The 25,583-nt window shown below is 60.3% G+C and carries 26 protein-coding genes; 22 read left to right on the top strand and 4 right to left on the bottom strand.

The genetic code is table 11. The annotated features are described in order from the left end of the window. Positions 1–49 precede the first annotated feature (49 nt). The 3 genes from FDQ92_RS07505 to FDQ92_RS07515 all read right to left on the bottom strand — a co-directional run bounded on the left by FDQ92_RS07505 (position 50) and on the right by FDQ92_RS07515 (position 2,610). Entirely contained in the window at positions 50–904 is an 855-nt protein-coding gene (locus FDQ92_RS07505; RefSeq protein ID WP_137423999.1) for a CoB--CoM heterodisulfide reductase iron-sulfur subunit B family protein, read from the bottom strand. A 68-nt stretch (positions 905–972) separates the two neighbouring features. Then, complete coding sequence (locus FDQ92_RS07510; RefSeq protein ID WP_137424000.1) at positions 973–1,587, bottom strand: 4Fe-4S dicluster domain-containing protein; 615 nt, start codon at positions 1,585–1,587, stop codon at positions 973–975. 111 nt (positions 1,588–1,698) lie between these two features. Then, entirely contained in the window at positions 1,699–2,610 is a 912-nt protein-coding gene (locus FDQ92_RS07515) for a glycine cleavage system protein H (protein WP_137424001.1), read from the bottom strand. Between the two features lie 325 nt (positions 2,611–2,935). On the opposite strand from FDQ92_RS07515, the gene FDQ92_RS07520 reads away from it, so the two are divergent. The 13 genes from FDQ92_RS07520 (at position 2,936) to mraY (ending at position 16,760) form a co-directional block, all read left to right on the top strand. Beyond that, complete coding sequence (locus tag FDQ92_RS07520) at positions 2,936–4,465, top strand: ATP-binding protein (protein ID WP_137424002.1); 1,530 nt, start codon at positions 2,936–2,938, stop codon at positions 4,463–4,465. A 15-nt stretch (positions 4,466–4,480) separates the two neighbouring features. Beyond that, complete coding sequence (locus FDQ92_RS07525) at positions 4,481–5,854, top strand: sigma-54-dependent transcriptional regulator (RefSeq protein ID WP_137424003.1); 1,374 nt, start codon at positions 4,481–4,483, stop codon at positions 5,852–5,854. Next, on the top strand, positions 5,841–6,425 hold the full coding sequence (locus FDQ92_RS07530) for a zinc metallopeptidase (protein WP_137424004.1): 585 nt from the start codon (positions 5,841–5,843) through the stop codon (positions 6,423–6,425). The genes FDQ92_RS07525 and FDQ92_RS07530 overlap by 14 nt, the downstream gene beginning before the upstream one ends. A gap of 277 nt (positions 6,426–6,702) precedes the next feature. Beyond that, complete coding sequence (locus tag FDQ92_RS07535) at positions 6,703–7,149, top strand: hydrogenase iron-sulfur subunit (protein ID WP_137424005.1); 447 nt, start codon at positions 6,703–6,705, stop codon at positions 7,147–7,149. 120 nt (positions 7,150–7,269) lie between these two features. Next, positions 7,270–7,941: a methylenetetrahydrofolate reductase C-terminal domain-containing protein gene (locus FDQ92_RS07540; protein WP_137424006.1), complete on the top strand. Its 672-nt coding sequence runs from the start codon at positions 7,270–7,272 to the stop codon at positions 7,939–7,941. Next, on the top strand, positions 7,938–8,864 hold the full coding sequence (locus FDQ92_RS07545) for a methylenetetrahydrofolate reductase (protein WP_137424007.1): 927 nt from the start codon (positions 7,938–7,940) through the stop codon (positions 8,862–8,864). Before FDQ92_RS07540 ends, FDQ92_RS07545 begins: the two co-directional genes overlap by 4 nt. A 155-nt stretch (positions 8,865–9,019) precedes the next feature. Continuing rightward, positions 9,020–9,781: an ATP-binding protein gene (locus FDQ92_RS07550; RefSeq protein WP_137424008.1), complete on the top strand. Its 762-nt coding sequence runs from the start codon at positions 9,020–9,022 to the stop codon at positions 9,779–9,781. A gap of 140 nt (positions 9,782–9,921) precedes the next feature. Beyond that, the gene (locus FDQ92_RS07555; RefSeq protein ID WP_137424009.1) at positions 9,922–10,524 is read left to right on the top strand and encodes an IMP cyclohydrolase; all 603 of its coding nucleotides are present in this window, start codon (positions 9,922–9,924) and stop codon (positions 10,522–10,524) included. 359 nt (positions 10,525–10,883) lie between these two features. Then, entirely contained in the window at positions 10,884–12,179 is a 1,296-nt protein-coding gene (gene purD, locus FDQ92_RS07560) for a phosphoribosylamine--glycine ligase (protein ID WP_137424010.1), read from the top strand. A gap of 32 nt (positions 12,180–12,211) precedes the next feature. Beyond that, the gene (gene purE / locus FDQ92_RS07565) at positions 12,212–12,748 is read left to right on the top strand and encodes a 5-(carboxyamino)imidazole ribonucleotide mutase (RefSeq protein WP_137424011.1); all 537 of its coding nucleotides are present in this window, start codon (positions 12,212–12,214) and stop codon (positions 12,746–12,748) included. A gap of 29 nt (positions 12,749–12,777) precedes the next feature. Beyond that, on the top strand, positions 12,778–13,488 hold the full coding sequence (locus tag FDQ92_RS07570) for an L-threonylcarbamoyladenylate synthase (protein WP_137424012.1): 711 nt from the start codon (positions 12,778–12,780) through the stop codon (positions 13,486–13,488). Beyond that, positions 13,485–15,629 carry a glycosyltransferase gene (locus FDQ92_RS07575; RefSeq protein WP_137424013.1) on the top strand — a complete coding sequence of 715 codons (2,145 nt, stop codon included), beginning with the start codon at positions 13,485–13,487 and terminating at the stop codon, positions 15,627–15,629. Before FDQ92_RS07570 ends, FDQ92_RS07575 begins: the two co-directional genes overlap by 4 nt. A 21-nt stretch (positions 15,630–15,650) precedes the next feature. Further along, positions 15,651–16,760 carry a phospho-N-acetylmuramoyl-pentapeptide-transferase gene (gene mraY, locus FDQ92_RS07580; protein ID WP_137424014.1) on the top strand — a complete coding sequence of 370 codons (1,110 nt, stop codon included), beginning with the start codon at positions 15,651–15,653 and terminating at the stop codon, positions 16,758–16,760. Positions 16,761–16,811: 51 nt separating this feature from the next. Here the strand turns inward: mraY and FDQ92_RS07585 are convergent, their stop codons facing one another. Continuing rightward, positions 16,812–18,128, bottom strand: coding sequence for a UDP-glucose dehydrogenase family protein (locus FDQ92_RS07585; protein ID WP_137424015.1), 1,317 nt, complete (start codon positions 18,126–18,128; stop codon positions 16,812–16,814). Positions 18,129–18,354: 226 nt separating this feature from the next. On the opposite strand from FDQ92_RS07585, the gene FDQ92_RS07590 reads away from it, so the two are divergent. The 9 genes from FDQ92_RS07590 to FDQ92_RS07630 all read left to right on the top strand — a co-directional run bounded on the left by FDQ92_RS07590 (position 18,355) and on the right by FDQ92_RS07630 (position 25,548). Next, complete coding sequence (locus tag FDQ92_RS07590; RefSeq protein WP_170180243.1) at positions 18,355–18,876, top strand: cob(I)yrinic acid a,c-diamide adenosyltransferase; 522 nt, start codon at positions 18,355–18,357, stop codon at positions 18,874–18,876. Positions 18,877–19,137: 261 nt separating this feature from the next. Further along, entirely contained in the window at positions 19,138–19,425 is a 288-nt protein-coding gene (groES, locus tag FDQ92_RS07595; protein WP_137424017.1) for a co-chaperone GroES, read from the top strand. A 23-nt stretch (positions 19,426–19,448) separates the two neighbouring features. After that, positions 19,449–21,074, top strand: coding sequence for a chaperonin GroEL (gene groL / locus FDQ92_RS07600; protein WP_137424018.1), 1,626 nt, complete (start codon positions 19,449–19,451; stop codon positions 21,072–21,074). A gap of 177 nt (positions 21,075–21,251) precedes the next feature. Then, positions 21,252–21,611 (top strand): DNA-directed RNA polymerase subunit omega, encoded by a 360-nt coding sequence (gene rpoZ / locus FDQ92_RS07605; RefSeq protein ID WP_137424019.1) that lies wholly within the window; start codon positions 21,252–21,254, stop codon positions 21,609–21,611. Positions 21,612–21,652: 41 nt separating this feature from the next. Next, a complete protein-coding gene (locus tag FDQ92_RS07610; RefSeq protein ID WP_137424020.1) occupies positions 21,653–22,030 on the top strand; it encodes a hypothetical protein in 378 nt (125 codons plus the stop codon). Positions 22,031–22,126: 96 nt separating this feature from the next. Beyond that, on the top strand, positions 22,127–23,278 hold the full coding sequence (gene dnaJ, locus FDQ92_RS07615; RefSeq protein ID WP_137424021.1) for a molecular chaperone DnaJ: 1,152 nt from the start codon (positions 22,127–22,129) through the stop codon (positions 23,276–23,278). Between the two features lie 89 nt (positions 23,279–23,367). After that, complete coding sequence (locus FDQ92_RS07620) at positions 23,368–23,580, top strand: cytoplasmic protein (RefSeq protein WP_137424022.1); 213 nt, start codon at positions 23,368–23,370, stop codon at positions 23,578–23,580. A gap of 238 nt (positions 23,581–23,818) precedes the next feature. Continuing rightward, positions 23,819–24,775, top strand: coding sequence for an ABC transporter ATP-binding protein (locus tag FDQ92_RS07625; protein WP_137424023.1), 957 nt, complete (start codon positions 23,819–23,821; stop codon positions 24,773–24,775). Continuing rightward, positions 24,772–25,548 carry an ABC transporter permease gene (locus tag FDQ92_RS07630; RefSeq protein ID WP_137424024.1) on the top strand — a complete coding sequence of 259 codons (777 nt, stop codon included), beginning with the start codon at positions 24,772–24,774 and terminating at the stop codon, positions 25,546–25,548. The genes FDQ92_RS07625 and FDQ92_RS07630 overlap by 4 nt, the downstream gene beginning before the upstream one ends. The last annotated feature ends 35 nt before the right edge of the window (positions 25,549–25,583 follow it).

The following is a 25,583-nucleotide window of genomic DNA, read 5'->3' on the forward strand; positions in this document are numbered from 1 at the left end:
TCCGAAATCTCCACTGTGGCATGATGAAAGGGTCTCCCCCGGGTAATGCTCAGGCCAGGCCCACCGACCGCAGGAGCGGCAGCGGGTCCACCATGTGGCGGCGGAGCCAACGGTCCGGTCTGCGGCACCCCAGAGCGATCCCCATAAGTTCCGTGAAATAGAAGATGGGTAGTTCGTAGGATGTGCCGGCGAGCCGCCCGATCCGCTCCTGATACAGGTCCAGGTTGGCTTGACACATCTGGCAGGAAGCTACGATGCAGTGGGCACCTTGAGCGACGGCTCGGTCGTAGAGTTTTCGAACCAGTTCAAAAACCAGGTCCGGGTGGGTCACAGCGTGGCTTGCTCCGCAGCAGTCCGTCTTGAACGGCCAATCGAGCACTTCGGCTCCCAGGTCCGCCAACAGTTCGTCCATGTTGGTTGGGTTTTCCCAGGTCGGTGCATCAGTCATCTTTGGCGGCCGGTTCACCATGCAGCCGTAGTAGCAGACGGCCCGCAGTCCCTGGAGCGGCCGAACCAACCGATCGCGCACCTCTTGGCGGATGTTGGGTCGGCTCAAATAATCCAGTAAATCAAAAACCTGGATGGTACCCTCAAGGGGCATGCCATACCTACGATCTGTATCGTTCAGCAGGCGCTTTTGGGCGACTTTCAACCGGTTGAAGCATAGGGCGCACGGAACGACGATATCGAGGCCTTCTCTTTCGGCGATGACCAGGTTCCGGCCGGCAAGCCTGACGGCGATCCGTTCATCCAAGCTGTGAGCAGCGGTGGCGCCGCAGCAATTCCAATCCGGCAGTTCCCGCAGCTTGATCTCCAGCAGGTCACAGACGTCATGGATGGATTGCCGATAGTCCCGGGCGGTTCCTTGCAGTGTGCAGCCGGGATAATAGCCTATCTCATGCATGGGTGACCTCACGTTTCAGGACGGTTTAAAGAGGCCGTCGGATCTCAACGCCGAAGGCGGCGGTGCCTTCAAGTATTTTCGTCGCCTTCCGTTTCCGCGGCACCCGGTTCTTCCTCGATGAGGCTCCGGATTTCCTGCTTGTTCATCACCCCGTGGGGAAACAGCGGCAACCGGCGCCTGGAAAAAAGAGCCCACCCGAGGCGGAGGTCCCCCCAGAGGGTGCCCGTTTCCAGTTTGGCCTTCCATTCGCCGCTTTTCAGCAGGTACCGGTTGAGCAGGCCGCTTTCGAAAACGCGCCCGCGCCGGGCGATGTCATCGAGGAACACCTTGTGAAAGGCGTACGTGGGGTTTCCCTTCGGCCGGACGATCCCTCGCCGGTGTGCCTCGCTCTTGAGATGATCCATCAAGCCGGCGATGTCGATGTCGTTCGGGCACCGCGTGGTGCAGGTTTCGCAAGACGAGCAAACCCAGATGGTGGCGCTGTGGAGGACTTCCTCTTCCCGACCCAACAGCAGAAGCCGAACGATCTGGTCCGGATAATAATCCATGGCGAAGGTGAGCGGACAGCCGTTGGTGCATTTTCGGCACTGGTAGCAGGCCGTTACAGTGATACCGGTTGCATCGCGCACCTTCTCCGCCAAGTCGAAATACACTTCCAGGGGCGCAGCGGCCGTCTGTTCCATCAGGCGCTCCCTTGCTTCCTTTGTATGCAACACAAATCGGGAGCGGGATTCTCCCCGCCCCCGATGCCTTCTGAAAACAACCCGGTCGCAACCCATCCGCACGGCACGCTATCACGGCCGCAGGAATTCCTTGACCAAAGTGTCCCACTGCAGATGCCGTACATTCCCGTAGATATCCTCCGCCACTTCGCCACCCGTAGCCGCCAGGGGGAAGGGTTCCCCTGCCGAAATCATGCTTTCCAGCTTGTGCACGTGATCCGTGAGCCAGGAAAGAGCGCTGTCGCCGATGAGGAGCTCCTGAACGTTCTGTTTGAGATTTCGAGGTTCCACTGCCAGCAGCCAGCCTTCGGTGTAAGGCGCCCGTTTCGCTAGATCCGGCGTGTCCAGCACTCGGTGATTCACCGCCACTACGATGCCTTCCAACGGAGCGAGGAAATCCGCAAGCTTTTCTTCCCGCCTGAGTGTCCATCCCGGCCGATGCTGTTCCAAGTGGGCTCCCAACCTGGGAAGACGAAATTCAGTAACATATCCTAACAAACGAAGCGCAAAGTCATCAACACCTATTCGGATCAGCCCTCCGGGTTCGACTCGGGCCCAAGTGTGGCCTGCGTGATAGTAATAATCATCCGCTATCGCGAATCCACTCACTTTGCGGATGGTTGGAACACCGACCGCCGCGGCCAGTTCCCGGTCTTCGATCATCTGATCGAATTCGCAATTGTTGCAGTTGTACGCGTTCCCGCACAATCGGAAAGCCACCCTCCCGGACAGCATGTGGCGGCATTCCTTCTGGTTGTAAGGCTTTTCCCGCATGACTTCTCGCCAGCTCACCTGCTTTTCGGGATGATCCGCCACCCGCGCGCTCATGGCCTTGTCGAAGGAACACGTGAGGCAGTCGTAGGCGTTGTCGCAGAGCTTGAAATTGATGACACCGGCTTTCATCCAGACACAGGGGAGTTCGTCGCCGATGGCGAAAGCGCGAACCTTGCTCCGGGTTTTTGCGTGCATCTTCTTGCTTTCCATGGCTTTCCCCTTCTGATATGGATTTTGTGTTGAATGCTTTTGCTGCTTATGGAAAGGCAACTCCCGTGCCAAGCCGGCGGGATCGACGTGACAAGAACGTGCGGCTGGGCGGACTGCCGCTGTTTTCCAACGGGCAACCGCGCCCACGGAGCCCCGTTCCGCCTCACCGGCCGGTACGGAAATGGAGATGCTGCTGCACAATTCCTGGCCAGTCGCCGCCGGGGCTTTCTCGGAAAGCGCGCTGCAGTGCAACGAGCCGGGGTTGTTGAAATAATGAACACCCTGTCCCGATTTTCATCAGTCTGTCGGAAATCGAAAGGCATCCATGCAGGACCCGGTCGCTGCGGATAAAGAAAAAGGTCCCATGCGGATCGCCGTGATCGGCGGAGGCCGCAGGTGTCGGGCGTTTCTCGAAATGCTGGACGCGCGGCGTTTTCCCGCCCTCAAGGCGGAAATCGTGGCGGTGGCGGACCCGGACGACGAGGCGGTAGGGATCAGGCTGGCCCGGGAGAAAGGTATCTTTACCACCCGCGATTATCGGGACTTTTTCAAGATCCCCGATTTGGACCTGGTTATTGAACTGACCGGCAAGGAAGAACTCCTCGAGGACTTCATCCGCCACAATTCCGCTCACGTCCGGATCCTGGAGGCTGCTATATCGCGGCTTTTCGGCGATATCATCCGCTTTCAGGAAGAATATCTCTTTAGGGAACGGCAGCTGGAACTTATCGAGAACATCGCGGACAGTATCTTTTCCAGTATTCGCGACCGTGTGCTCATCCTTCAGCCGGACCGGAAGATCCTGGACGCCAACGAGGCCCTGCTGAAATGGGTGGGCATGGGAAAGGAAGAAATTATTGGTAAATTCTGCTACCAGGTGACTCACCGATCGATGCGACCATGTGAGGAAAGCGGGTGTCACTGCCCGCTTTCGGAAAGCCTCCAAAATGGAGGTACGGGTCACGCCATCCACGAGCACTACGATCGATTCAACAAGTTACGTTACTGTGAGATCACCACCGTGCCATTGAAGAACCGCAAAGGCGACGTGGATCTGGTCCTGGAGATCATCTGGGACATCACCGATGAGCTGGAGCAGAAGCTGGAACAGAAGACCCTGGCCCTCAAGCGCGACCTAGCCCGCCTCATTCACGAGGACAAGATGATCGCTCTAGGTAAGTTGGTGGCGAGTGCGGTCCACGAGATCAACAATCCGCTTTCGGGAATCCACGCCCTGGCCCGGCTCATGCGCCGGCAGTTGGAAGACGGTCTGAGCCCGCAAGACCTGGAAACGTTCCACTACTACCTTGGTCTCATTGATACCGAATCGGCACGGTGCAGTTCCATAGTGAGCAATCTCCTTTCTTTTTCCAGGCAGCAGAAGCTCGAATGGGTGTTTTTCGACCTCAACGAAGTGGTGGAAAAGGTGGTGCTGCTCAGTAAACACAAAATGGAACTTCAGCACATCCAGCTTCACCTGGAGCTGGAAGAAAACCTCCCACAGATGAAAGGGGATCCTTCCCAGATCCAGCAGTGCCTCATCAACCTCATCTTCAACGCCATGGAGGCCATGCCTGACGGCGGACGCCTGACCATTCGGACTTTTAACGACGCTCAGCGCAACCAGTTGCGGTTGGAAGTGGAAGATACTGGGGTCGGCATCCCGGAGGACAAGATTTCACAGATTTTCGAGCCGTTTTTCAGCACGAAGAGCCAGGATAAGGGCGTGGGGCTGGGCCTTTCCGTGGTCTACGGGATCATCAAGGAGCACCGGGGATCCATCTACGTGAAAAGCGACGTAGGCAAAGGAACCAATTTCATTCTGCGCTTTCCTCTTGAATTCGGGGAAAGTTAGGAGAGCCGGCCGGTCATGGTGGGACGTTTCAAGATTCTGGTGGTCGACGACGAACTGATCGTTCGGGAATCGCTGGTGGGCTGGCTCAAAAAAGGCGGCTATCAAGTGGACACGGCCGCCGGGGGCCGCGAAGCCATCAGTCTTCTCGATCAGAAGGACTTTGACCTGGTCTTTCTGGATATCAAGATGCCGGACCTCGGCGGCATTGAAGTCCTCAAACACATCCGGGTGCGCTATCCGCAGACCATGGTGGTGATGATCACGGCTTATGGTTCGGTGGAAACCGCCGTGGAAGCCATGAAGAGCGGCGCCAACGACTACCTGATGAAACCCTTTGAACCGGAACAGTTGACACTCCTCGTGGAAAAGCTGCTCCAGCAGAGACGCATCATCGAGGAGAATCTCCTGCTCAGGGAGCAGGTGGCGGCTTCCGAGCAGGTGCGCTACGGCGACCTCATCGGATCGGCCGACTGCATGCAGCGCCTCTTCGATCTCATCGAAGAAGTGGCGGCGGTGGACTCCCCGGTACTCCTGCGCGGGGAGACCGGGACGGGCAAGGAATTGGTGGCCAAAGCCATTCATTCCAAGAGCGGCCGGCGCTACGGACCGTTCATCCCCATCAACTGCGGGGGTTTTACCGAGACGCTTCTCGAAAGCGAGTTATTCGGCCACGAGATTGGGTCCTTCACGGGTGCCGTGCGAGCCAAAAAAGGACGGCTGGAACTCGCCCAGGGAGGAACGCTGTTTCTCGACGAAATCGGAGAAATCCCCCTCAAGATGCAGGTCGACCTCCTCAGAGTCCTGGAGGAGAAGAAATTTCACCGGGTGGGAGGCACCCGGGACATCCCGGTGGATTTTCGGCTCATTTCCGCGACGCACCGGGATTTGGCCCGGGAAATCGAACAGAGGAACTTTCGCCAGGATTTTTTCTTTCGCCTGAACGTGATCGACATCGAAATTCCGCCGCTGCGCAAGCGAAAGGAAGACGTGCCCCTGCTCGCCGACCACTTCCTCAAAAAGTTTCGGCGGGAAACCAACAAGCCGGTGGAAGGCATCGAGGCGGATGCCCTGGAATTACTGATGTCCTACGAATGGCCCGGGAACGTCCGGGAGCTGGAAAACGCCATGGAACGCAGCGTGGTCCTGGCCAAGGGACGTTACCTCCGGAAAGAAGACTTTGCGTTTCTCTTTCGAGCGACCGCAGTCCCCGAAGAACCCCGCTCGCTCCAAGAAATGGAAAAGCGTCACATCCATCGGACACTCAAATCCTGCGGCTGGAACATCAGCCGGGCCGCCCGGATCCTCGAAATCAACCGGACGACCCTTCACAACAAGATTCGAAAGTATCGCCTGGACGCCGTCGAGCGGGAAACCGATGGAAGACCGTAGGGAGGAGCCCGTTTTCCTGGAACCGGTCGTTTCGGTGTGCCCTTTGGGGGACGCAACGGCGGTGGATGTGCGGGTGGTGGCGGCAAACGTTCAGGCCGTCTTCGACCTGGGAGTGGACATTCTGGAGCGGAGCCCCTTGCCGGAGGAGGCGTTTCTTGCCGACCGCCGGCAGTATGACGCGGCGGCGGTGCTGCGCCATCTGGACGCGATGGTTCGGCCGCCGTTCCGGAAGATCCTCGGCGTGACGACAGTCGACCTTTGCATCCCCGTGTTCACTCATGTCTTCGGGGAAGCGCACCTGGGCGGCCGGGCCGCGGTGGTTTCCAGCTTCCGGTTGCGCACCAACGAAAACGGGTTCAAGGCGTCCATCGAAACCTATACGCATCGACTCATCAAGGTGGCGCTCCACGAACTGGCGCACACGCGGAACTTGGTCCACTGCGACAATCCCCGGTGTCTGATGCATTTCAGCCCGAAAGTCAACCACCTGGACCGCTTGCCCATCCTCTTTTGTGAAAGATGTCGTTACCTGCTGACCCAAGATTGGAGAAGGCCTGCCGGGATGGGGTGAACCCAGGGCCGCGGTTCGCAATGATCTCAGTCCTCTGTAACTGTTCGGGGACCAAAACGGCGGGGTTGACAACGGAAGGTCCATTGGATATATGCTCAACCTGTGAAATTTGTCCCATGTCACTAGGGGCTGCGGCTTACCCTTCGTTGTCCCGCCGGTGTCGGGACTCCGGCAGACCCGCTTTGCGGGCGGGTTTTTCCCTGATGCACTTGAGCCGCCTGCCGTGTGAGTCCGGGAGTCGCAAACCGGCTCCGGCCAACCTTCCGACGAGATGATCATGGATGCATTCGAACCGCGAATTGTAGCTTTCTGTTGCATGTACTGAGCCTACACGGCGGCGGACCTGGCAGGTTCCATGCGACTCACTTATCCCGCGAACATCCGTATCATCAACGTCCCGTGTACGGGCCGCGTGGACATGATCCACTTGTTGAAGGCTTTTGAAAACGGCGCCGACGGCGTATACGTGGCCGGTTGCCTGGAAGGGGAATGCCACTTCCAGAACGGGAACCTCAAGGCGAAAAAACGTGTCCACGCGGTCAGGAAGATCCTCGAAGAGATCGGGATCGAACCGGAACGGGTGGAGATGTTCAATATGGCGGCTTCCGACGGGCCGCGATTTGCGGCCGTTGCCCGGGAGATGACCGAACGTATCAGGGCCTTGGGACCGTCACCGCTTCGCAGTGCGGCACGCGGCGAGGAAGGGGTCCGGACGGCGTGCTGAAGAGGATCGAGGAAATGCCTCCGGAGCCTCCATGGGGAGCCGGCCGGAGAGAAGCATCACGGTGAAGGCGAAGTTTTCTTGGCGGTGCATGCGAGAGGTGTGCCGGGGAGGAAGGGACCTATGGTTGTCGCGGAACGAAAGCCCATCGAAGAAATCCTTGCCATGGTCGCCGATTACAGGAAGATCCTTTTGGTCGGCTGCAAGGGTTGCGTGACGGTCTGCTGTGCGGGCGGGACGAAGGAAGTGGGGATTCTCGCTTCGGCGTTGCGGATCGCGAGGAAAAAGGAAGGCAAACCGCTGGAAGTGGTGGAACACACGCTGGAACGGCAGTGCGATCCCGAGTACATCGAACAGCTGGCGCCCATGCTGGAGGGCGACGGGATCGAGGCGGTGGTGTCCATGGCCTGCAGTGTGGGTCCCCAATACATCGCCAAACGTTATGTCATCCCGGTCTATCCGGCGCTCAACACGACCTTCATCGGCGGGTCGTTGGAACACGGAGTCTGGGCGGAATACTGCCAGGCCTGCGGGAATTGCATCATCCATCATTTCGGCGGCCTGTGCCCGATCTCGCGTTGTTCCAAGAGCCTCATGAACGGTCCGTGCGGCGGATCCGCCAACGGCAAGTGCGAGGTGAGCCCGGAAATCGACTGCGTGTGGCACCTCATTTACGACCGCATGAAAGAACTGGGGCAGTTGGATAAATTGCGCCAGGTTTTCCCCGCAAGGGATTGGTCCACGAGCCGCGACGGCGGTCCCCGCAAGATCGTTAGGGAGGATTTGAAGCTATGAAAGCTGGAAGCAATCTCGAAAAAGTCTTGACCAGCGGTCATTTTGCGCTCACCGGCGAACTCGGTCCTCCCAGGGGGGCGAACGTCGAGGTGATCCGTAAGAAGGCGGCGTTCCTCAGGGACAAGGTGGATTCCATCAATGTGACCGACAACCAGACGTCGGTGGTTCGCATGTCCAGCCTCGCTGTCTGCAAGCTTCTGGTGGACATGGGCCTGGAACCCAATCTTCAGATGGTTTGCCGGGACCGCAACCGGATCGCCATGCAGAGCGACCTGCTCGGCGCCTACGCCTTGGGCATCCGGAACGTGCTGTGCCTTTCCGGCGATCACAACAAGTTCGGTGACCACCCCCAGTCGAAAAACGTCTTCGACCTGGATTCCATGCAGCTTCTGGCGATGGTGAAGAAGCTCCGTGATGAAGGCAGAATGTTGAGCGGTCAGGAATGCGACGGGGTGCCCAAGTTCTTCATTGGAGCGGCGGCCAATCCTTTCGGCGATCCCTTCGAGTTTCGGGTCACGCGGTTGGCGAAAAAGATCGACTCGGGAGTGGATTTCGTTCAGACCCAGTGCATCTACAACATGGACAAGTTCCGGACCTACATGAAAATGGCCCACGAAGAGGGGCTCACGGAAAAATGTTTCATCCTGGCCGGCATCACCCCGCTCAAATCCGTCGGAATGGCCCGCTACATGGCCAAGTTCGTTCCGGGACTCGAAGTGCCGGACTACTACATCGAGCGGCTCAAGGGTGTCGAAAAGAACAAACAGGCCGAGGAAGGCATCAAGATCGCGGTGGAGCAGATCCAGGAAGTCCGGGAAATGCCGGGTGTGGCCGGGGTGCACCTGATGGCCATCGAGTGGGAAGAAAGGGTGCCGGAAATCGTTGAAGCGGCCGGTCTGCTGCCGCGGCCCAGCGTGAACTGACCTCTGTTCCATCGATGGTGAAACGTGCGGGCGGAACCCGTAGGGATTCCGCCCGTTTTTTGTGGGGTGTGCGCAGTGGAGGTGCGGTTGACAGGCCGGTGTCCCGGGAATAGGATGATGCGGCGTCAAACATTCTGTTCACAGGAGGAGTATCCGTGAGCTTTACTGTTGCTTTGGGTGGAAAGGGCGGTACGGGAAAGACGACGATCGCCGGACTGCTGGTGCGCTACATGATCGAAAGAGGTATGAAGCCGGTACTGGCGGTGGATGCCGATGCCAACGTGAACCTGAACGAAGTCCTGGGGGTGCCCCTGGACGAGACCCTTTCCGATGCCCGCGAAATGATGAAAAAGGACGTCCCCATCGGGATGACCAAAGACATTTTCATGCAGATGAAAATGGAGCAGGCCCTAGTGGAAGGCGAGGAGTTCGATCTTATCGCCATGGGGCGGCCCGAAGGACCGGGCTGCTACTGCGCCGCCAACAACCTGCTGAGCAGCCTGCTGGACCGACTCATGGGGAACTATGATTATCTGGTTGTGGACAACGAAGCCGGCATGGAACACTTCAGCCGGTTGACCCAAAAGGATGTGGACCTTCTGCTTCTGGTTTCCGATCCCAGCCGGCGGGGTCTCACGGCGGCCTGCCGCATTTCGGAACTGGTGGAAAGCCTGCCCATACGGGTGAAGCAGAAAGTGTTGCTTGTCAACCAGGTCCAGGCGGTCCCCAACGGTTGGCCCGAGGATGTGCTCCAGGCGTTCGGCGAAGAAAACATCGCGGTTCTGCCTGCAGATCCCTTGCTGGTTCAATACGACATAGAGGGAAAGCCCACAAGCGCCCTCCCGCGGGATTCGGCGGTGGTCAGGGCGGCTTACGACGTCTTCGATCGGCTCTTCGCGCAGGCCGAGGCCGCGTGACAGGAGAAAGGGCGCCGTTTTTCCGGCCGCCGGAAGCCATTGCGTGAATTACTTCCGGCATTTCATTGAATGCATTTGTTGCGGGTTCCGATTTTCGCCGAAGCGGTGAAAATCGTGCCGCTTTTCCAGGAGGCGCTGCCATGATTTCGGTGCGTCGGGCGTTGATGAGCGTCACGGACAAGTCGGGGCTGGCCGTTTTCGGCCGGAGCCTCCAGGAAGCGGGAGTGCACATCCTTTCAACCGGCGGCACCGCGAGGATTCTCCGGGAAGCCGGGGTCGCCATAACGGAAGTCTCCGATTACACTGGGTTTCCCGAGATCCTGGACGGGCGGGTGAAAACGCTCCACCCGAAAATCCACGGCGGCATCCTGGGGCTCCGGGACAACGAGGAACACCGTAATACCATGGCCCGGCATGGGATCGAACCCATCGATATGGTGGTGGTGAACCTGTATGCCTTCAGGGAAACGGTGGCCCGGCCAGGTTGTACCCTGGAAGACGCACTTGAGAACATCGATATCGGAGGCCCGACCCTCATCCGGGCGGCGGCCAAGAACTTCCGTCACGTTGCGGTGGTGACGGATCCGGGCGATTATGGGAGACTGCTGGAGGAAATGCAGCGCTTGGAGGGGCGGATATCGGCGGAAACGAGCCTGGAGCTGGCACGCAAGGCGTTCTGCCTCACCCAGAGCTACGATGAAGCCATCTGCCGCTACCTGGGGCGCTACTGCGAGGGCCGGTAGCCGAGAAGCTGTCTGAGAATACCCTTCACCCTTTTTGGGATTGAGTGTCCGTTTTTTCGCGTAGGGGAGCAGCATGCCGGCGACCCGGCATCGCTGTAGGAGGCTCGCCCTCGGGCCGATGGGGCGGAGCATTGGGGTTGGTTCGTCGCGGCGAGGGCGCCGCTCCTACAACGATTTATGCCCTGTAGGAGCCGGCTTGCCGGCGACCAGGGTCAACGCGGCGTTTCCGGTTTTGCGGGTCGCGGGCAAGCCCGCTCCTACCGATAACGGAACACCGGGCCGATTCCCTGTAGGAGCCCGACGACGGGGGCCGAGGAGGGACGGAAGGGAACTTCGAGCGGAGTCGAGAGAGATCATCGATGAAGGTGCTTGTGGTGGGAAGCGGGGGAAGAGATCACGCCATTGCGTGGAAATTCGTTCAAAGCGGTAGGGTTACGAAGGTTTACGCGGCGCATGGGAACGCCGGCATTTCCCAGGTGGCGGAATGCGTCGATGCGCGAACCCCCGAAGCGATGGCCGACTTCGCCGAGAAGGAAAAGATCGATCTGACCTTCGTCGGTCCGGAGAAACCGCTTTCGGCGGGGATCGTGGATCTGTTTGAAAGCCGCGGCCTCCCCATCATCGGTCCCACGCAGCGCGCGAGCCGCCTCGAGTCGAGCAAGTGCGACACCAAGATCCTCCTGCGGGAACTGGGGATTCCCGTTCCGGAGTTTGCGGTTTTCTCGGATCCGGACAAGGCCCGTGAATATGTCCGCTCGGTGGGATACCCCGTGGTGGTGAAGGCGGACGGGCTGGCGGCGGGGAAAGGTTCGCTGGTCTGTGACGGGGTGGAGGACGCCGAGGAGGCCGTTCAAGCCATCATGGAAGATAGGATCTTCGGTGAATCGGGAAACCGGGTGGACATCGAAAAGCGCCTATACGGCCGCGAGCTTTCCTTCTTCTGCTTCACCGACGGGTATACGGTGCTCCCCATGGTGGCGGCCCAGGACTACAAGCGGGCCCGCGACAACGACGAAGGCAAGAACACTGGCGGCATGGGATCCTATTCTCCGCACCCCTGGCTCGACGAGGACCTGGTGGCGACCATCATGAACCGGGTGGCGTTGCCGCTCATCCATGGCATCCGGGATCGTTGCGACATTCTGTACCGGGGGATCCTCTACCTGGGGCTCATGCTGGTGGAAGAGCCCCGGGGCGTCATGCCCTATGTTCTGGAAATCAACATTCGGCTGGGAGATCCCGAGGCCCAGGTGATCCTCCCGCGACTGCGGACCGATCTGGTGGACGTCTCGGAAGCGATCCTCACCGGCCGGCTCAAAGACCTTGACCTCGAGTGGGACCCGCGCTACAGGCTATGCCTCGTCGCCGTGAGCGGCCGGAGCCGAGGGAAAAAGGGCTGGTACAAGGGCTACCCGGATCGTTACAAGATCGGTGTTCCGGTCCAGGGGCTGGAGGCGGTGGATCCATCCTGCGTTGTGTTTCATTCCGGGACCGGTTGGGGGGAAAACGGAGAGCTCATCACGACCGGCGGCCGGGTCCTGGGGATCGTGAGTACCGGGGAGACGCTCCAGGAAGCGAGGGATGTCGCCTACCGGGAAATGAAGAAGGTTTCGTTTGAAGGCATGTACTACCGGAGCGATATCGGGGCCGCATGAGCCCCTTCACGGGCGATCGAGGAGCGACTGAGATGGGCGTTTCCGGCCGACCGGCGGCGGTGGGCATCCTCATGGGAAGCGATTCCGATCTTCCCGTCATGGAAGCGGCTTTCGGTGTGTTGAGGGAATTCGGAGTGCCGTTCGAAGCGGCCGTTCTTTCGGCGCATCGGACGCCGGAGCGGGCATCCGCTTATGCGGCTTCCGCCCGCGGCCGGGGCGTTCGGGTGATCATCGCGGGTGCGGGATGGGCGGCGCATCTGGCGGGCGTTCTGGCGGCGAAAACCACCCTTCCGGTTATCGGGGTTCCCATCGATTCTTCCCCGCTCCAGGGAATGGATGCCCTGCTTTCAACGGTCCAGATGCCGCCGGGAATCCCCGTGGCGACCATGGCAGTGGGAAAAGGGGGCGCCCGCAATGCGGCGCTGTTTGCCGTTCAGATTCTGGCCCTGAGCGATCCGGAGCTGGCCGGTAAGCTTTCCGAATACAAGGCGGCCATGGCCGAAGAGGTCCTTCGGAAGAACCAGAACCTGGACGCTGCCATCCGGACTTCGTTTCTCGATGAATCCTGAAACACGTCGGCCGGGCCGATAAAGACGTCATGACGACAGGACTCCGCATCTCCGGTCCGAGCGTGTGGCGCGTGGACCCGCGCAGGCCGGCACCCGAAGTGATTACAGTGGTTTCCGAACTTCTTCTGAACGGTGGGGTGGTGATCTATCCCACCGAAACGGTTTACGGCCTGGGAGTGTTCCCTGGAGACGCAGGGGCCGTGAAACGCGTTTACGCAATCAAGGGACGCCCCGTGAACAAGCCGCTTCCCATCGTAGCGTCGGATCTCCAGGCGGCCCGCCGAGCGGTCAGCCGATGGCCGAAGGCGGCGGAAAGGCTCTCTGACATGTTCTGGCCGGGCCCATTGACGCTCTTGGTGCCGGCGAGTCCGGGCCTTTCGCCGTTGATTCATGGAAGCACGGGAAAGATCGCACTGAGAGTGACGTCCCACCCGGTGGCTGCGAAACTTGCGGCCGCGTGCGGCGGCCTTCTTGTTGCGACCAGCGCCAACCTGTCGGGCGATCCGCCCTGCACGGATCCGTCCCTTCTTTCAGAAGCCCTCCTTTCGCGCGTGGACGGCGTGGTGGATGCCGGGCTGGCGACGGAAAGGCCTTCGACCGTGGTGGAAGTTCTGGATGAAGTGCCCTGGATCCGCCTCCTCCGACAAGGCGCTGTGCCATGGTCGGTCGTCCGGCGGCGGGTGGAGCAGGAGTTCGGGCCGGTGACGGTCGGCTCCGGGCCGGGTGACGTTTCAATATGAGTGTCGTATTCGCTTTGACGTTGCTGCTCGCGGCCGTAGGCGTACTGCTGGCGGGACTTGCCCTGCGGTGGCGGAACATTGTCCGGCGCGAACCGAGGATTCTCCTGACAGGCGGCGGCACGGGGGGACATGTGAACCCTGCGCTGGCCATCGCCGAGGGCATCAAGGGCCGCGAACCCGACGCGCGGTTCCTCTATGTGGGCGTGCCTGGAAGGGCGGAGGAGGTCATCGTCCGGAAGGCCGGATATCCGCTGAAGCTGGTGAGCAGTCAGGGATTCCCCGGTTTCCGCCCTTCGTTGCTTCTGGCGGGCTTCGTGGTTCGACTTTCGTGGGGCGTGGTCCGCTCGCTGGGGATCCTTATGGGCTTCGCGCCCCGCTGGGTGATCGCAACCGGCGGCTACGTGAGCGCTCCCATTGTTCTGGCGGCGGTGATGCTTCGGGGCCTCCGGCTGGCGCCGGTCTGCATCTTCATTCATGAACAAAACAGCGTTCCCGGGCAGCTGAACGCCGTTCTGGGCCGCTGGGCTGATCGGGTGTTTCTCACCTTTCCCCAGAGCCTGGCCCACTTTCCGGAAAACGGGGTGGTGGTGGGGTATCCCGTCCGCCATGCCATCACTGTGAAATCCCGTGAAGAAGCGCTGGCCGCCCTTCCGTTTGCCGTTCCGGAAGGCCGGCGGGTGATTTTCGTTTTCGGCGGCTCCCAGGGAGCTCGAACCATCAACCGGGCGCTGGTGGATGCCCTGAAGGATTTCATAGTGCATCGTGAGCGGCTGTTCATCATTCATGGCATGGGGCTCGGCGGTTCGGAAGATTACCAGCCGCGCCGGGATACGGAAGAACGCCTGAACGCGCTCTTTTCCGAAGGTGACAAGCGCCTGCTCGACACCTTCTATTACCGCCAGGATTACTTTCACAACATCGGCGACGTCTATGCGGTGAGTGACCTCATCGTGTGCCGGAGCGGTGCGGGGAGCCTGAACGAGATTTCCAGGTTGGGAAAGCCGGCCCTTCTCGTCCCCAAGGCGAATCTCCCGGGGGACCACCAGGTGATGAATGCCCGGGCCATGAAGCAGGCTGGAGCGGCCGAGGTGTTGTTCGAAGATACGGTGGTCGAAGGCGGGAAGGTTCTGGAGAAGCTCGAGGGCCCGCTGCTCGCGCGCCGCGTGCTGGAACTGCTCGACGATCCCGGGCGCCTTACCGAAATGAGAAACAAGAGTCGTGGTTTCTTCCGGCGCCAGGCCGACGCGCGGATTTTGAGCGAGCTTTACCAGGATCACAGCTACGACAACGGGCTGGGGCCCGAGCCGGTGAATCTCAGTCCACTTCTCAGCAATCAACGGCTGCTTCGTCTTCTGGAACAGGAGTACCAAAAGAACCCCGGGGCCTACGATCCCCTGGCGGCGGTCGGAGACGCCGACGACCTGGTCTATTACCGGCACCGGGCGGCGGCGCTTCTCACCCGCGGCAGCTGGCAGGAACGCAACCTGGGCGTCAAGCTCGTCGGCCTCACCCACGACCGGCAGAAGGTCCCGGCGCTCTGCCACATGCTTCGAGACCGGACCCCGGTTTCACCTCTGAAGCGCCTTTTGGGTGGCGACTTCGAACAGGTCGGCTTCATCCGGCGAAACATCGTCACCGCCTTCCGGGTCATGGGGGAATTCGGGCCGGCCGTAGAAGAAGCGGTGTTGCAGGCGCTGGAGGATCCCTATTACGAAGTGCGCGCCGAAGCGTGCCGCACCGCCGCCCATTTCGGAACGCGGCTTGCCGGCAAGGAACAGTGGCTGGAGGCGCTGCTGCAGCGGTTTCGGGACGATTGTTTCGAGGTGGCCATGGAAGCGGTGAAAGCGGTGGGTGAGATCGGTACCGACGGCCGAGCCCTGGAAGCGCTTCTGGAGTTGCACGAAAACTTCTTCTGGCAGATTCGGGACGCCGCCCTCATCGCCATCCGGAGGCTTCTGGAGCGGCGGGTGATCCCGCCCTCGCAGGAAATCCTCGACCGGGTGGATCGGTTCAATCTGACGGCACCCGACTTCCGCCCGACCTTTTCGATCCGGGAGCATTATGGAGCCATCCGGCAGGTTTGCGACGGGGCGAACAGAGGGCGACGGGCGCCGCGCGAAATGTCTCTGGGCTCTTTTTGAGATCGAGGTGGTCGCGCATCCATGCTTTATGAACTAGGAAATTTTCTCCTCAGACTTTCCGACGTTTTCTCATTCTGCCGACTCGTCAATTACCTGACCTTCCGGGCCATTCTGGCGGCGCTGACGGCGGTGGTGTTCGTTTTCATGTTCAGCCGCCCGTTCATTCGAACCATGCACCGCTTGCGTTTTCTGGACCAGTTCCGGGAGACCGGCATCCGGACGGCTCACGACAAGAGCGGGACGCCCACCCTGGGCGGGATCCTCATCGTCGGCGGCGTGCTGAGTTCCATGCTGCTTTGGGGTAATTGGCGAAACCCCTTCCTCCTTTACGCCCTAGCCGGCATGCTCTGGTACGGCGGCATGGGTTTCTGGGATGATTTTTCAAAGATCCGTCGGGGAAGCGGCAACCGGGGAATGTCGGAGCGGACGAAGCTGCTGCTGCAGGCGGTGTTCGGGTGCGCCTTCGCCTGGGGTTGGGTCGGTCCGTGGGCGCCGCTGAGCCGCGACCTGGCCGCCGGTCTCTACGTGCCCTTTTACAAGTACCCTGTCCTAACCCTTCACCCCTTGCTTTACGCCGCCTTCATCGTGGTTTTCGTCCTTTTCGTCTCCAATGCGGTGAACCTCACCGACGGCCTGGACGGGCTGGCCATCACCCCTTCTCTTTTTGTGATGGGCGTACTGGGCATTTTCGCCTACGTGGAAGGAAACACCATCTATTCCGGATATCTATTTTATCCGTATCTGAAGGGTGCCGGGGAACTCACCGTTTTCGGAGCCGCCTTCGTGGGAGCGGGACTGGGATTTCTCTGGTACAATGCCTACCCGGCCCAAATTTTCATGGGCGACACCGGTTCCTTGGCCATCGGGGGGGCCATGGCGGTGGTTTCGGTGCTGCTCAAGCAGGAGATGCTTTTCCCGATTCTGGGCGGGCTTTTCGTGGCGGAAGCGCTCTCCAGCCAGATCCAGGACAAAATCGGCGTCCGCTGGCTTGGGAGACGGATCTTCTATCGGGCGCCCCTCCATCACAGCCTGCAGCACCGCGGCATAGCCGAAACCAAGGTGGTGATCCGCCTCTGGATCATCTCGGGCATCCTGGCCCTGGTGGCCCTGGCCACCCTGAAGCTCAGGTAGGCGCGTACAAAGGTTGCGCCGTCCCGGGTCCTGCGCGAGAAACGCCCGTCGTCAGCAGGACCAGCAGCGGCCGACGCAGGTGTAGTGGAACCCGTGGCGCTGCATGACGCGGGGTTCGTAAACGTTTCGAAGATCCACGAAGACCGGCGCCTTCAAAAGCGCCTTCAAGCGTTCCAGGTCCAGCGCCCGGTACTCGTTCCATTCGGTCATGAGGACAACCGCGTCGGCACCGTCACAGGCTTCGTAGGCATTCCGGCAGAAGGTGACGTTTGGGAGAAACCGGGCGGCTTCTTCCATGGCCTGGGGGTCATGGGCCCGAACCCTGGCACCATGTTCCATAAGGGCGGGAATGATGGTGAGCGACGGGGCTTCCCGCAAGTCGTCCGTTTCCGGTTTGAAGGTGAGCCCGAGGACGGCGACGGACTTCCCGCCTTCGTCGCCCCCCAGCGCTTTCCGGATCTTTCGGACCATGCGGGCCTTCTGTGCGGCGTTCACTTCCACCACCGCTTCCACGATCCGACAGGCGACGCCGTTTTCCTGGGCGATCCGAAGAAGCGCGTGGGTGTCCTTGGGGAAGCAGGACCCGCCGTAGCCCGGTCCCGGATGAAGGAATTTCTTCCCGATCCGGCCGTCCAATCCCATGCCCTTGGCCACGTCGTGGACGTCGGCTCCGATTTCCTCACACAGGTTGGCCATTTCGTTGATGAAGCTGATCTTGGTGGCGAGAAAGGCGTTGGAGGCGTACTTGATGAGTTCGGCCGTTTCAATGCTGGTGACCACGAAGGGGGTTTCGATCAGGTAAAGCGGCCGGTAGATGGCGCGCATCAGCTCTTCCGCCCGCTTGGAATCCACGCCGATCACCACGCGGTCGGGGCGCATGAAATCTTGGATGGCGGCACCTTCCCGGAGGAATTCGGGGTTGCTGGCTACGTCGAAGTCAGCGCAAGGGTGCGCCTCCGAGATGATGCGGGCCACCTGGCGGGCCGTGCCCACCGGGACGGTGCTCTTGTTGACCACCACCGTCGCGCCTTCCAGGTGAGGCGCCAGTTGCCGGGCGGCTTCGTAAACGTAGGAAAGGTCGGCATAGCCGTCGCCCCGCCGTGAAGCGGGGGTGCCCACCGCGATGAACACCACATCGGCTTCGGGGATGGCCGGAGTGTATTGGGTGGTGAAAAAGAGCCGCTCCGCGTGGACGCCCTTTTTCACCAGGGGGGCCAGGCCCGGTTCGTAAATGGGGACGTCTCCGGCGCGGAGCCGGGCTATCTTGGATTCGTCCTTGTCGATGCACGTGACCTGGTGGCCGAATTCGGCGAAACACGTCCCGCTCACCAGACCTACGTAGCCCGTGCCGATGATGGCGATTTTCATTGTCCGATGCTCCCCCTGTGCTGTAAGTTCTGTGCGTCCGGGCCCGAACGCCGGCGCGGAATGCGGTGGAGCCGCTGGTACCCGTCTGCAGGCCGCCTTATGGCGGCAATGTAGCAGACGGCGGGATTTTTACAAGCCAAGGGCGGATTGGGTTGCGATGCCGAGAAGGATGCCGCCGATTTTCTGAGTGTGGACGAACCGACGAGGAACGTGTGGAGTGGTGCCGGTGACGATTTTTACCTTTTCAAAAAAAGGCGACGGCGGGGAGACGAGCCTGCTGAGCGGCGAAAGAGTGTCCAAGGGGAGCCTCCGGCCGGAAACTTACGGAACCTTGGACGAAGCCGGGGCGGCCCTGGGGCTTGCAAAGGCTCTCTGTACGCACCGACGGATTCGCGAAATGATCGAGACCGTGCAGTCGGATCTCCTGGTGCTGGGGGCCGAACTCGCCTGTGAATCCGAGGCTCGAAAGGAATGGCTCTTGGAGCGGGAGCGGATTGTGCGCCTGGAGTCCTGGATCGAGGAATTGCAACAGGAGGTGCCGCTTCCGAGGAAATTCGTGTTGGCGGGGGAAAATCCGGTGAGCGCGGCATTGGATCTGGCGAGGACCATAGTTCGGCGGGCGGAACGCCGAGCGGCGGCACTGAAGGAGGAGGGGTTTCGAGTCCGTGCGGAGGCGTCGTCGTACCTGAACCGGCTGGCCGATTTCCTGTTCACGCTGGCGCGTTACGCGGCGGAGAAGGCGAAATAGAGCGTGCTGGAAAGAAAGAGCGCCGGGGTGAGTGACCGATTTCGAGAGCCGGCCTTCTTTTGCCATTTTCTTTGAATCGGGCCGTTTTCCGCCTCAATTTGAACTTGCCTTTTACCGAGAGCCCGGCTACGAGTATTAGCACTCGATGCGATGGAGTGCTAATAGCGGTAGTCGGGTTTTTGCGTTTTCCAAAGAGCCGGTTTCGCCGCATGGTTGGGCGGCCGGTCCGGTTATGGGTGATCTTGGAAAGGAGAAGAAGGCATGAAGCTGCGTCCGTTGCACGACCGAGTGATTGTGAGGCGCTTGGAAGAGGAAGAAAAGACGGCGGGGGGGATCATCATTCCCGATACCGCCAAGGAGAAACCTCAGCAGGGGAAGGTGATCGCCGTCGGCAAGGGCCGGATCCTGGAAAACGGCGACGTGGTGCCCTTGGTGGTGAAGGAAAACGACCGGGTTCTCTTTTCCAAGTACGCCGGCACCGAGGTCAAGGTGGGAGGCGAAGAGCTTCTCATCATGCGTGAAGACGACATCCTGGCGATCTTTGAATAGGATTCCATCGGGAGGGACAGAACATGGCGGCAAAACAGATCATCTACAACACCGTAGCCCGTGGCAAGATCCTTGAGGGGGTCGACATGCTGGCCAATGCGGTCAAGGTCACGCTGGGCCCCAAGGGGCGCAATGTCTTGATTGAGAAGAGCTTCGGGGGGCCGACCGTGACCAAGGACGGCGTGACCGTGGCCAAGGAAATCGAGCTGGAAGACAAGTTCCTCAATATGGGCGCCCAGATGGTCCGGGAAGTGGCGAGTAAGACCAGCGACGTGGCCGGCGACGGGACCACCACCGCCACCATCCTGGCTCAGGCCATCGCCCATGAAGGCGCCCGCTTGGTGGCTGCGGGGCACAATCCCATGGCCCTCAAGCGCGGGATCGAAAAGGCCGTTGAAAAGGCCGTGGAAGCGCTGCGTTCCATGAGCAGCCCCACCAAGGACCAGAAGGAGATCGCTCAGGTGGGGACTATTTCCGCCAACAACGATTCCGCCATCGGAAACATCATCGCGGAAGCCATGAGCAAGGTGGGCAAAGAAGGCGTGATCACGGTCGAAGAAGCCAAGGGGATGGAAACCACCCTGGATATCGTGGAAGGTATGCAGTTCGACCGAGGCTACATTTCGCCGTATTTCGTCACCGATCCCGAAAAGATGGAAGCGGTGCTGGAGGACGCCCATATCCTCTGTTATGAAAAAAAGATCAGCAGCATGAAGGACATTCTTCCCATCCTGGAAGACGTCGCCAAGATGGGCAAGCCGATCCTGATCATTGCGGAAGACGTGGAAGGCGAGGCGCTCGCTACGTTGGTCGTCAACAAGCTCCGCGGCACCCTTAAGGTCTGCGCCGTGAAGGCCCCCGGATTCGGCGACCGCCGCAAGGCCATGCTTCAGGATATCGCTATCCTGACCGGCGGCCAGATGATTTCCGAAGACCTGGGCGTGAAGCTGGAAAACGTGACGGTGAAGGATCTGGGTTCCGCCAAGCGGATCGTGATCGACAAGGACAACACCACCATCGTGGACGGGGCCGGCTCGAAATCGGCCATCGAGGCTCGGGTGAAGCAGATCCGGACCCAGATCGAAGAAACCACCAGCGACTACGACCGGGAGAAGCTCCAGGAGCGCCTGGCGAAGCTGGTGGGCGGCGTTGCGGTTATCCGCGTGGGCGCCGCCACGGAAACGGAAATGAAGGAGAAGAAGGCGCGCGTGGAAGACGCCTTGAATGCCACCCGTGCCGCCGTGGAAGAGGGGATCGTTCCGGGCGGCGGGGTTGCGCTGCTTCGCTGCCAGAAAGCCCTGGACGGCTTGGACTTCGAAGGGGAAGAGCGGTTCGGGGTGCAGATCGTCCGAAAGGCCCTGGAGGAGCCCTTGCGGCAGATCGCCCACAATGCGGGCCAGGAGGGCTCGGTGGTGGTGGAAAAGGTCAAGGAAAGCGAAGGCCCCTATGGCTTCAACGCTGAAACGGAGGTCTATGAGGACCTGATCGCCGCGGGCGTCATCGACCCCACCAAGGTGGTGCGTTTCGCTCTGCAGAATGCAGCCAGCGTGGCAGGGCTCCTGCTCACCACCGAAGCCATGGTGGCTGAAAAACCCGAAAAGAAAAAGACTCCGCCCATGCCGGGTGCGGGCATGGAAGACATGTATTGATCGGTTTGTGCTGCGGATTGGGGAACCCGGACGGTGTCCGGGTTCTTTTTTTTCTTGCAAACTGAAACCCGAATTGATAGCCAAAAGGGTCTTGGCCGAGGAACGGGCCTCGGGCCGTGGAAAGCGCACCGGGTTTGTACCGGTTCGATCATCGTTTTCAGCAGGGAGAAGCCGAAGATGGCTCGAGTCACCATAGAAGACTGCTTGCAGCGCGTGGAAAACCGATTCGCCCTGGTTCACCTGGCGGTTCGGCGGGTGTTGCAGCTGCGCCGGGGAGCCACGCCGCTCGTGGACGCTCCGAAAAACAAAGAAATCGTTCTGGCGCTCCGGGAGATCGCAGCCGGCCTGGTGTCCGTCGACAACATCAGGGAACTTGAGGTGGTTGAACCTCGGCCCCAGTTGATTCCGCCGGGAATGAGCGATGCCGACCAGAAGGAACTTCAGGAGATGTTGGAGGCGGCGACGCGGTTGGGGGCGGAGCCCGCGGAGGGGTTGGACATCTCCGAAGCGGGGGCTGAGGAAGGCGAGGAATCCTGAAGGGACGCACCGATGAGCGTTCTGGAAAGGAACGGCAACCCATGGGGAAAAACCTGCTGTCGTGCCTCGAAAAGCGGGATCTGCTGAACCGGCCGGCCGTCTCCGTCGATGAACTGCTGGAGTGGGGGCGGTCCTACGAAGAAGCGGGGCTGGTCTACGATGCGGTGGACTTTTACGAAAAGGCCGGGGCTTCCGAACGGCTCGAAAAGTTGGCGACGGTGGCCGTGCAGGATGGAGATGCTTTTCTCCTGCGGCGGATTGCGGGAGCCGCCGACTTGAAACCGGATCCCGCCGACTGGGCGTCCCTGGCGAAACGGGCGGAGGTCCTGGGAAAGACGGTCTACGCCGAAGTCGCTCGCCGCGAGGCCGGGCTCAGCGTGGATGAGGATGCGGTGGGGAGTGCGGGCGAGTCCCGTTGACAAAGTTGCGGAGCATGCTTATTCACTAACTGTCCGTAATCTTCCTATGACCAAACTATATTCATTCCAGCACACGTAGGTGGGGTTCGAGTTCCCATGAACGAGAAGCGAGATTACTACCAGGTACTCGGCGTTTCGCGAAACGCCGGTGACGAAGAAATCAAGAAGGCCTACCGTAAGCTGGCGCTTCAGTTTCATCCGGACCGCAATCCCGGGGACAAGGAAGCGGAGGAGAAGTTCAAGGAGGCGGCGGAAGCCTACGAGGTTCTGCGGGATCCTCAGAAACGGCGTCTCTACGACCAATACGGGCACGAGGGGCTCCAGGGCGCCGGTTTTTCCGGCTTCCAGGGTTTCGAGGACATCTTTTCGTCCTTCGGCGATATCTTTCAGGAATTCTTTTCATTCAATCTTGGAGGTTCGCAAAGACCCCGGAGCGCAAGTCGACCGGGCAGCGACCTTCTCTACGATCTTCATCTGACCTTTGAGGAAGCCGTTTTCGGTACCGAAAAGGAACTGGAAGTGGAGGTCTTGCAGACCTGCGAGCGGTGCGACGGGCTGGGTTCCGAACCAGGGACCGAGGAAAGCGTGTGCCCGCTGTGTCGAGGCCGGGGCCAAGTCATTCAGAGCCAGGGATTCTTCCGCATCAGCACCACGTGTTCGCGTTGCCGAGGTTCGGGCCGAGTGATCACTTCGCCTTGTCGTACCTGCGGGGGACAGGGCCGAGTGCGGCGAATGAAGCGCGTGCACGTGAAGGTTCCTCCGGGCGTGGACACCGGGACGCGCCTGCGGCTTCGAGGCGAGGGTGAAAGCGGCTTCCGGGGCGGGGTCGCGGGCGACCTTTACGTCCGCCTGCATGTCGAACCCCACGAAGCGTTCGAGCGGGACGGCAACGATCTTTACACGAAGGTTTCCGTTTCCTTCGTCCAGGCCATCCTGGGCGACGATATCCTGCTTTCCACCGTTGACGGAACGAAGAAGAAGATCACCATCGAGCCGGGCACCCAGCCGGGTACGGTTATTCGGTTTGCCGGCGAAGGCGTGCCGTCGCTTCGAGGCTACGGACGCGGGGATCTTTTCGTGGAAGTGGAGGTCACCGTCCCTGCGGACGTTACGGACCGCCAGAGGGAGCTTCTCCTGGAATTCATGGCCATTGAAGAAGAAAAGTCGAACCGTAGGATGAGGCGATGGCCTTGGAGCAAGGGACGGGGCAAGAAGCCGGGCGCGGCGGTGGGAGAGGCGGCCCGCTGAATCGGGCCGGCGGGATTCGCTGAAGTTCTCCTCAAGTAGGGGGTCCGGCCGGATATTTCAGAGTGGTGACGGATCGGGAGGATAAGGCGGTGAAATACGGGCAGCCTTCGGGACAATACGAAGACTTCAATGCAACAGCATTGTATTGCCCTCGATGCCGGCAGGCCATGCCGGTGAGGAGCCGGCTCCTGCTCATTCTTCCCGACGGGGAACTCCACGAGTACCTGTGCCAGGCGTGCTCCTTTTCCGTCGGGACGAAAACGGTCAAGCAGCGATCGGAGTCGCGGCTGTATCGCGCGTGAGCTTCCCGGCGAATGCTTTGCTGTACGTCAAGACCGTGGTTTTCATGGACGCGCGGATGCATGTCGGGGATCACCTTCCCGGCCCGACGCTTACTGAACGTGGATATCCATCAACGTGTCTCAAGCCCACCCTCCGCGGAGTTCCTCCGGAGTATCCGCCGAAGGCGATCGGGCGGTCTTCTCCTTTTCGATCAAACGATCCGTGAGCCGAATGCCGAAGCCATAACGAGGTGATCCCATGATTCAAGCGGAAGGACTCACCAAATTCTACGGGTCCGTGCCGGCCATCCAGAATGTCACCTTCGAGGTAGAAAAGGGTGAGATTGTGGGTTTTTTGGGGCCGAACGGCGCGGGAAAGACCACGACGATCCGGATCCTTACGTGTTATATGCCGCCCACCGTGGGGACGGCGCGGGTGGGCGGCCGCGACTGCTTCCAGGATTCCCTCGAAGTCCGCCGCATGATCGGCTATCTTCCTGAAAATGTTCCTTTATATGGTGAAATGACCGTCAGGGGATTCCTTGCCTTCGCGGCCCGGGCCAGGGGAGTGGAGGCGCGGCAGCGTTCCGCCGAAGTGAAGCGGGTGATGGGAGTCTGCGGCCTGGAGAATGTGGAGCGGCGTATCATCGCTCACCTTTCCAAGGGCTATCGGCAGCGGGTGGGCCTGGCCCAGGCTCTTCTCAACAACCCCCCGGTCCTGATCCTGGATGAACCCACCATCGGCCTGGATCCGGCGCAGATTGTCGACATCCGCAGACTCATCAGCGACCTGCGAGACGATCACACCATTTTGCTGAGCAGCCACATCCTCCCCGAAGTGGCACAGATCTGCCGGCGGGTGATGATCATCAACCGGGGGCAGATCGTGGCCACCGACACCCCAGCCAACCTCACGGCCCAGTTGCAGAAGTCCGCCCAGGTGTTTCTCCGGGTCGCCAGGGATGGAGCTTCGATGGTGGAAGTTCTTTCCAGGCTTCCGGGGGTGCAGCAGGTGACCCTCCAGCCCGGAAACGACGGCGCCCTGATGATCGAAACCGACCGAACCCAGGACATGCGGGGCGTCATCGCCCGCACCGTGGTGGAACACGGAGTGGACCTGCTGGAGCTGAGGTCGGTGGATTTGAGCCTGGAAGACATCTTTATGCAGCTGGTTACCGAGGAAACCGCCGAAGCTGAACAGGAGGCTGTATCATGAGGGGTTTCTGGTCCGTCTACCTGAAGGAACTCTACCTGCTTTTCGCATCGCCCATCTTTTATGTGGTGGCGTTCATTTTCCTCCTTCTGAACGGCTACTTTTTCTACAGCGCCATGGCCTTTTACAACAGCTACAGCTTCCATGCCGCACAGAATCCTTTCATGGCAAGCCAGCTCAACCTGACCGACATGGTGTTGCGGCCCGTTTTTATGGACCTGAGCATCGTTTTGCTCCTCGTAGCTCCTCTCCTCACCATGCGCACCTATGCCGAAGAGCGCCGTTCCGGAACCCTCGAACTTCTGTTTACGTTGCCCGTGACGGACCGGGCGGCCCTCGCCGCAAAATACGGTGCGGTGGTAACCACGTTTCTTCTGATCCTTGCGGGGACCCTTCCCTGCATGGCCATCCTGGAACTGCTGGCGCAACCGAACTGGAAGACCATCTTTTCCGGTTATCTGGGCCTGGTCCTGCTCGGCTGCGCCTTCCTGTCGCTTGGGGTTTTCGCCTCATCGCTGACCCAAAACCAAATCGTCGCCGCCGTGCTCTCGTTCGGCTCGCTGCTCATGTTCTGGATCATCGGGTGGATGAAGATGATCCTGGGCCCGGAGGGCCGACTGGCCGACACCCTGGAATACCTGGCCATAACCGGCCACTTCGACACCTTTTCCAAGGGGATCCTGGATTCGAGGGATGTGGTCTACTACGCGGCTTTCATTTTGTTTTTCCTCTTTCTCAGCCTGAGACAGGTGGAGTCCTGCCGCTGGCGGGGATGAGCCGGCGGCGGCTTCGGAGCGTTTTTTTAAGATCA

The organism is Desulfoglaeba alkanexedens ALDC (genome assembly GCF_005377625.1).
Classification (GTDB): Bacteria; Desulfobacterota; Syntrophobacteria; order Syntrophobacterales; family DSM-9756; genus Desulfoglaeba; species Desulfoglaeba alkanexedens.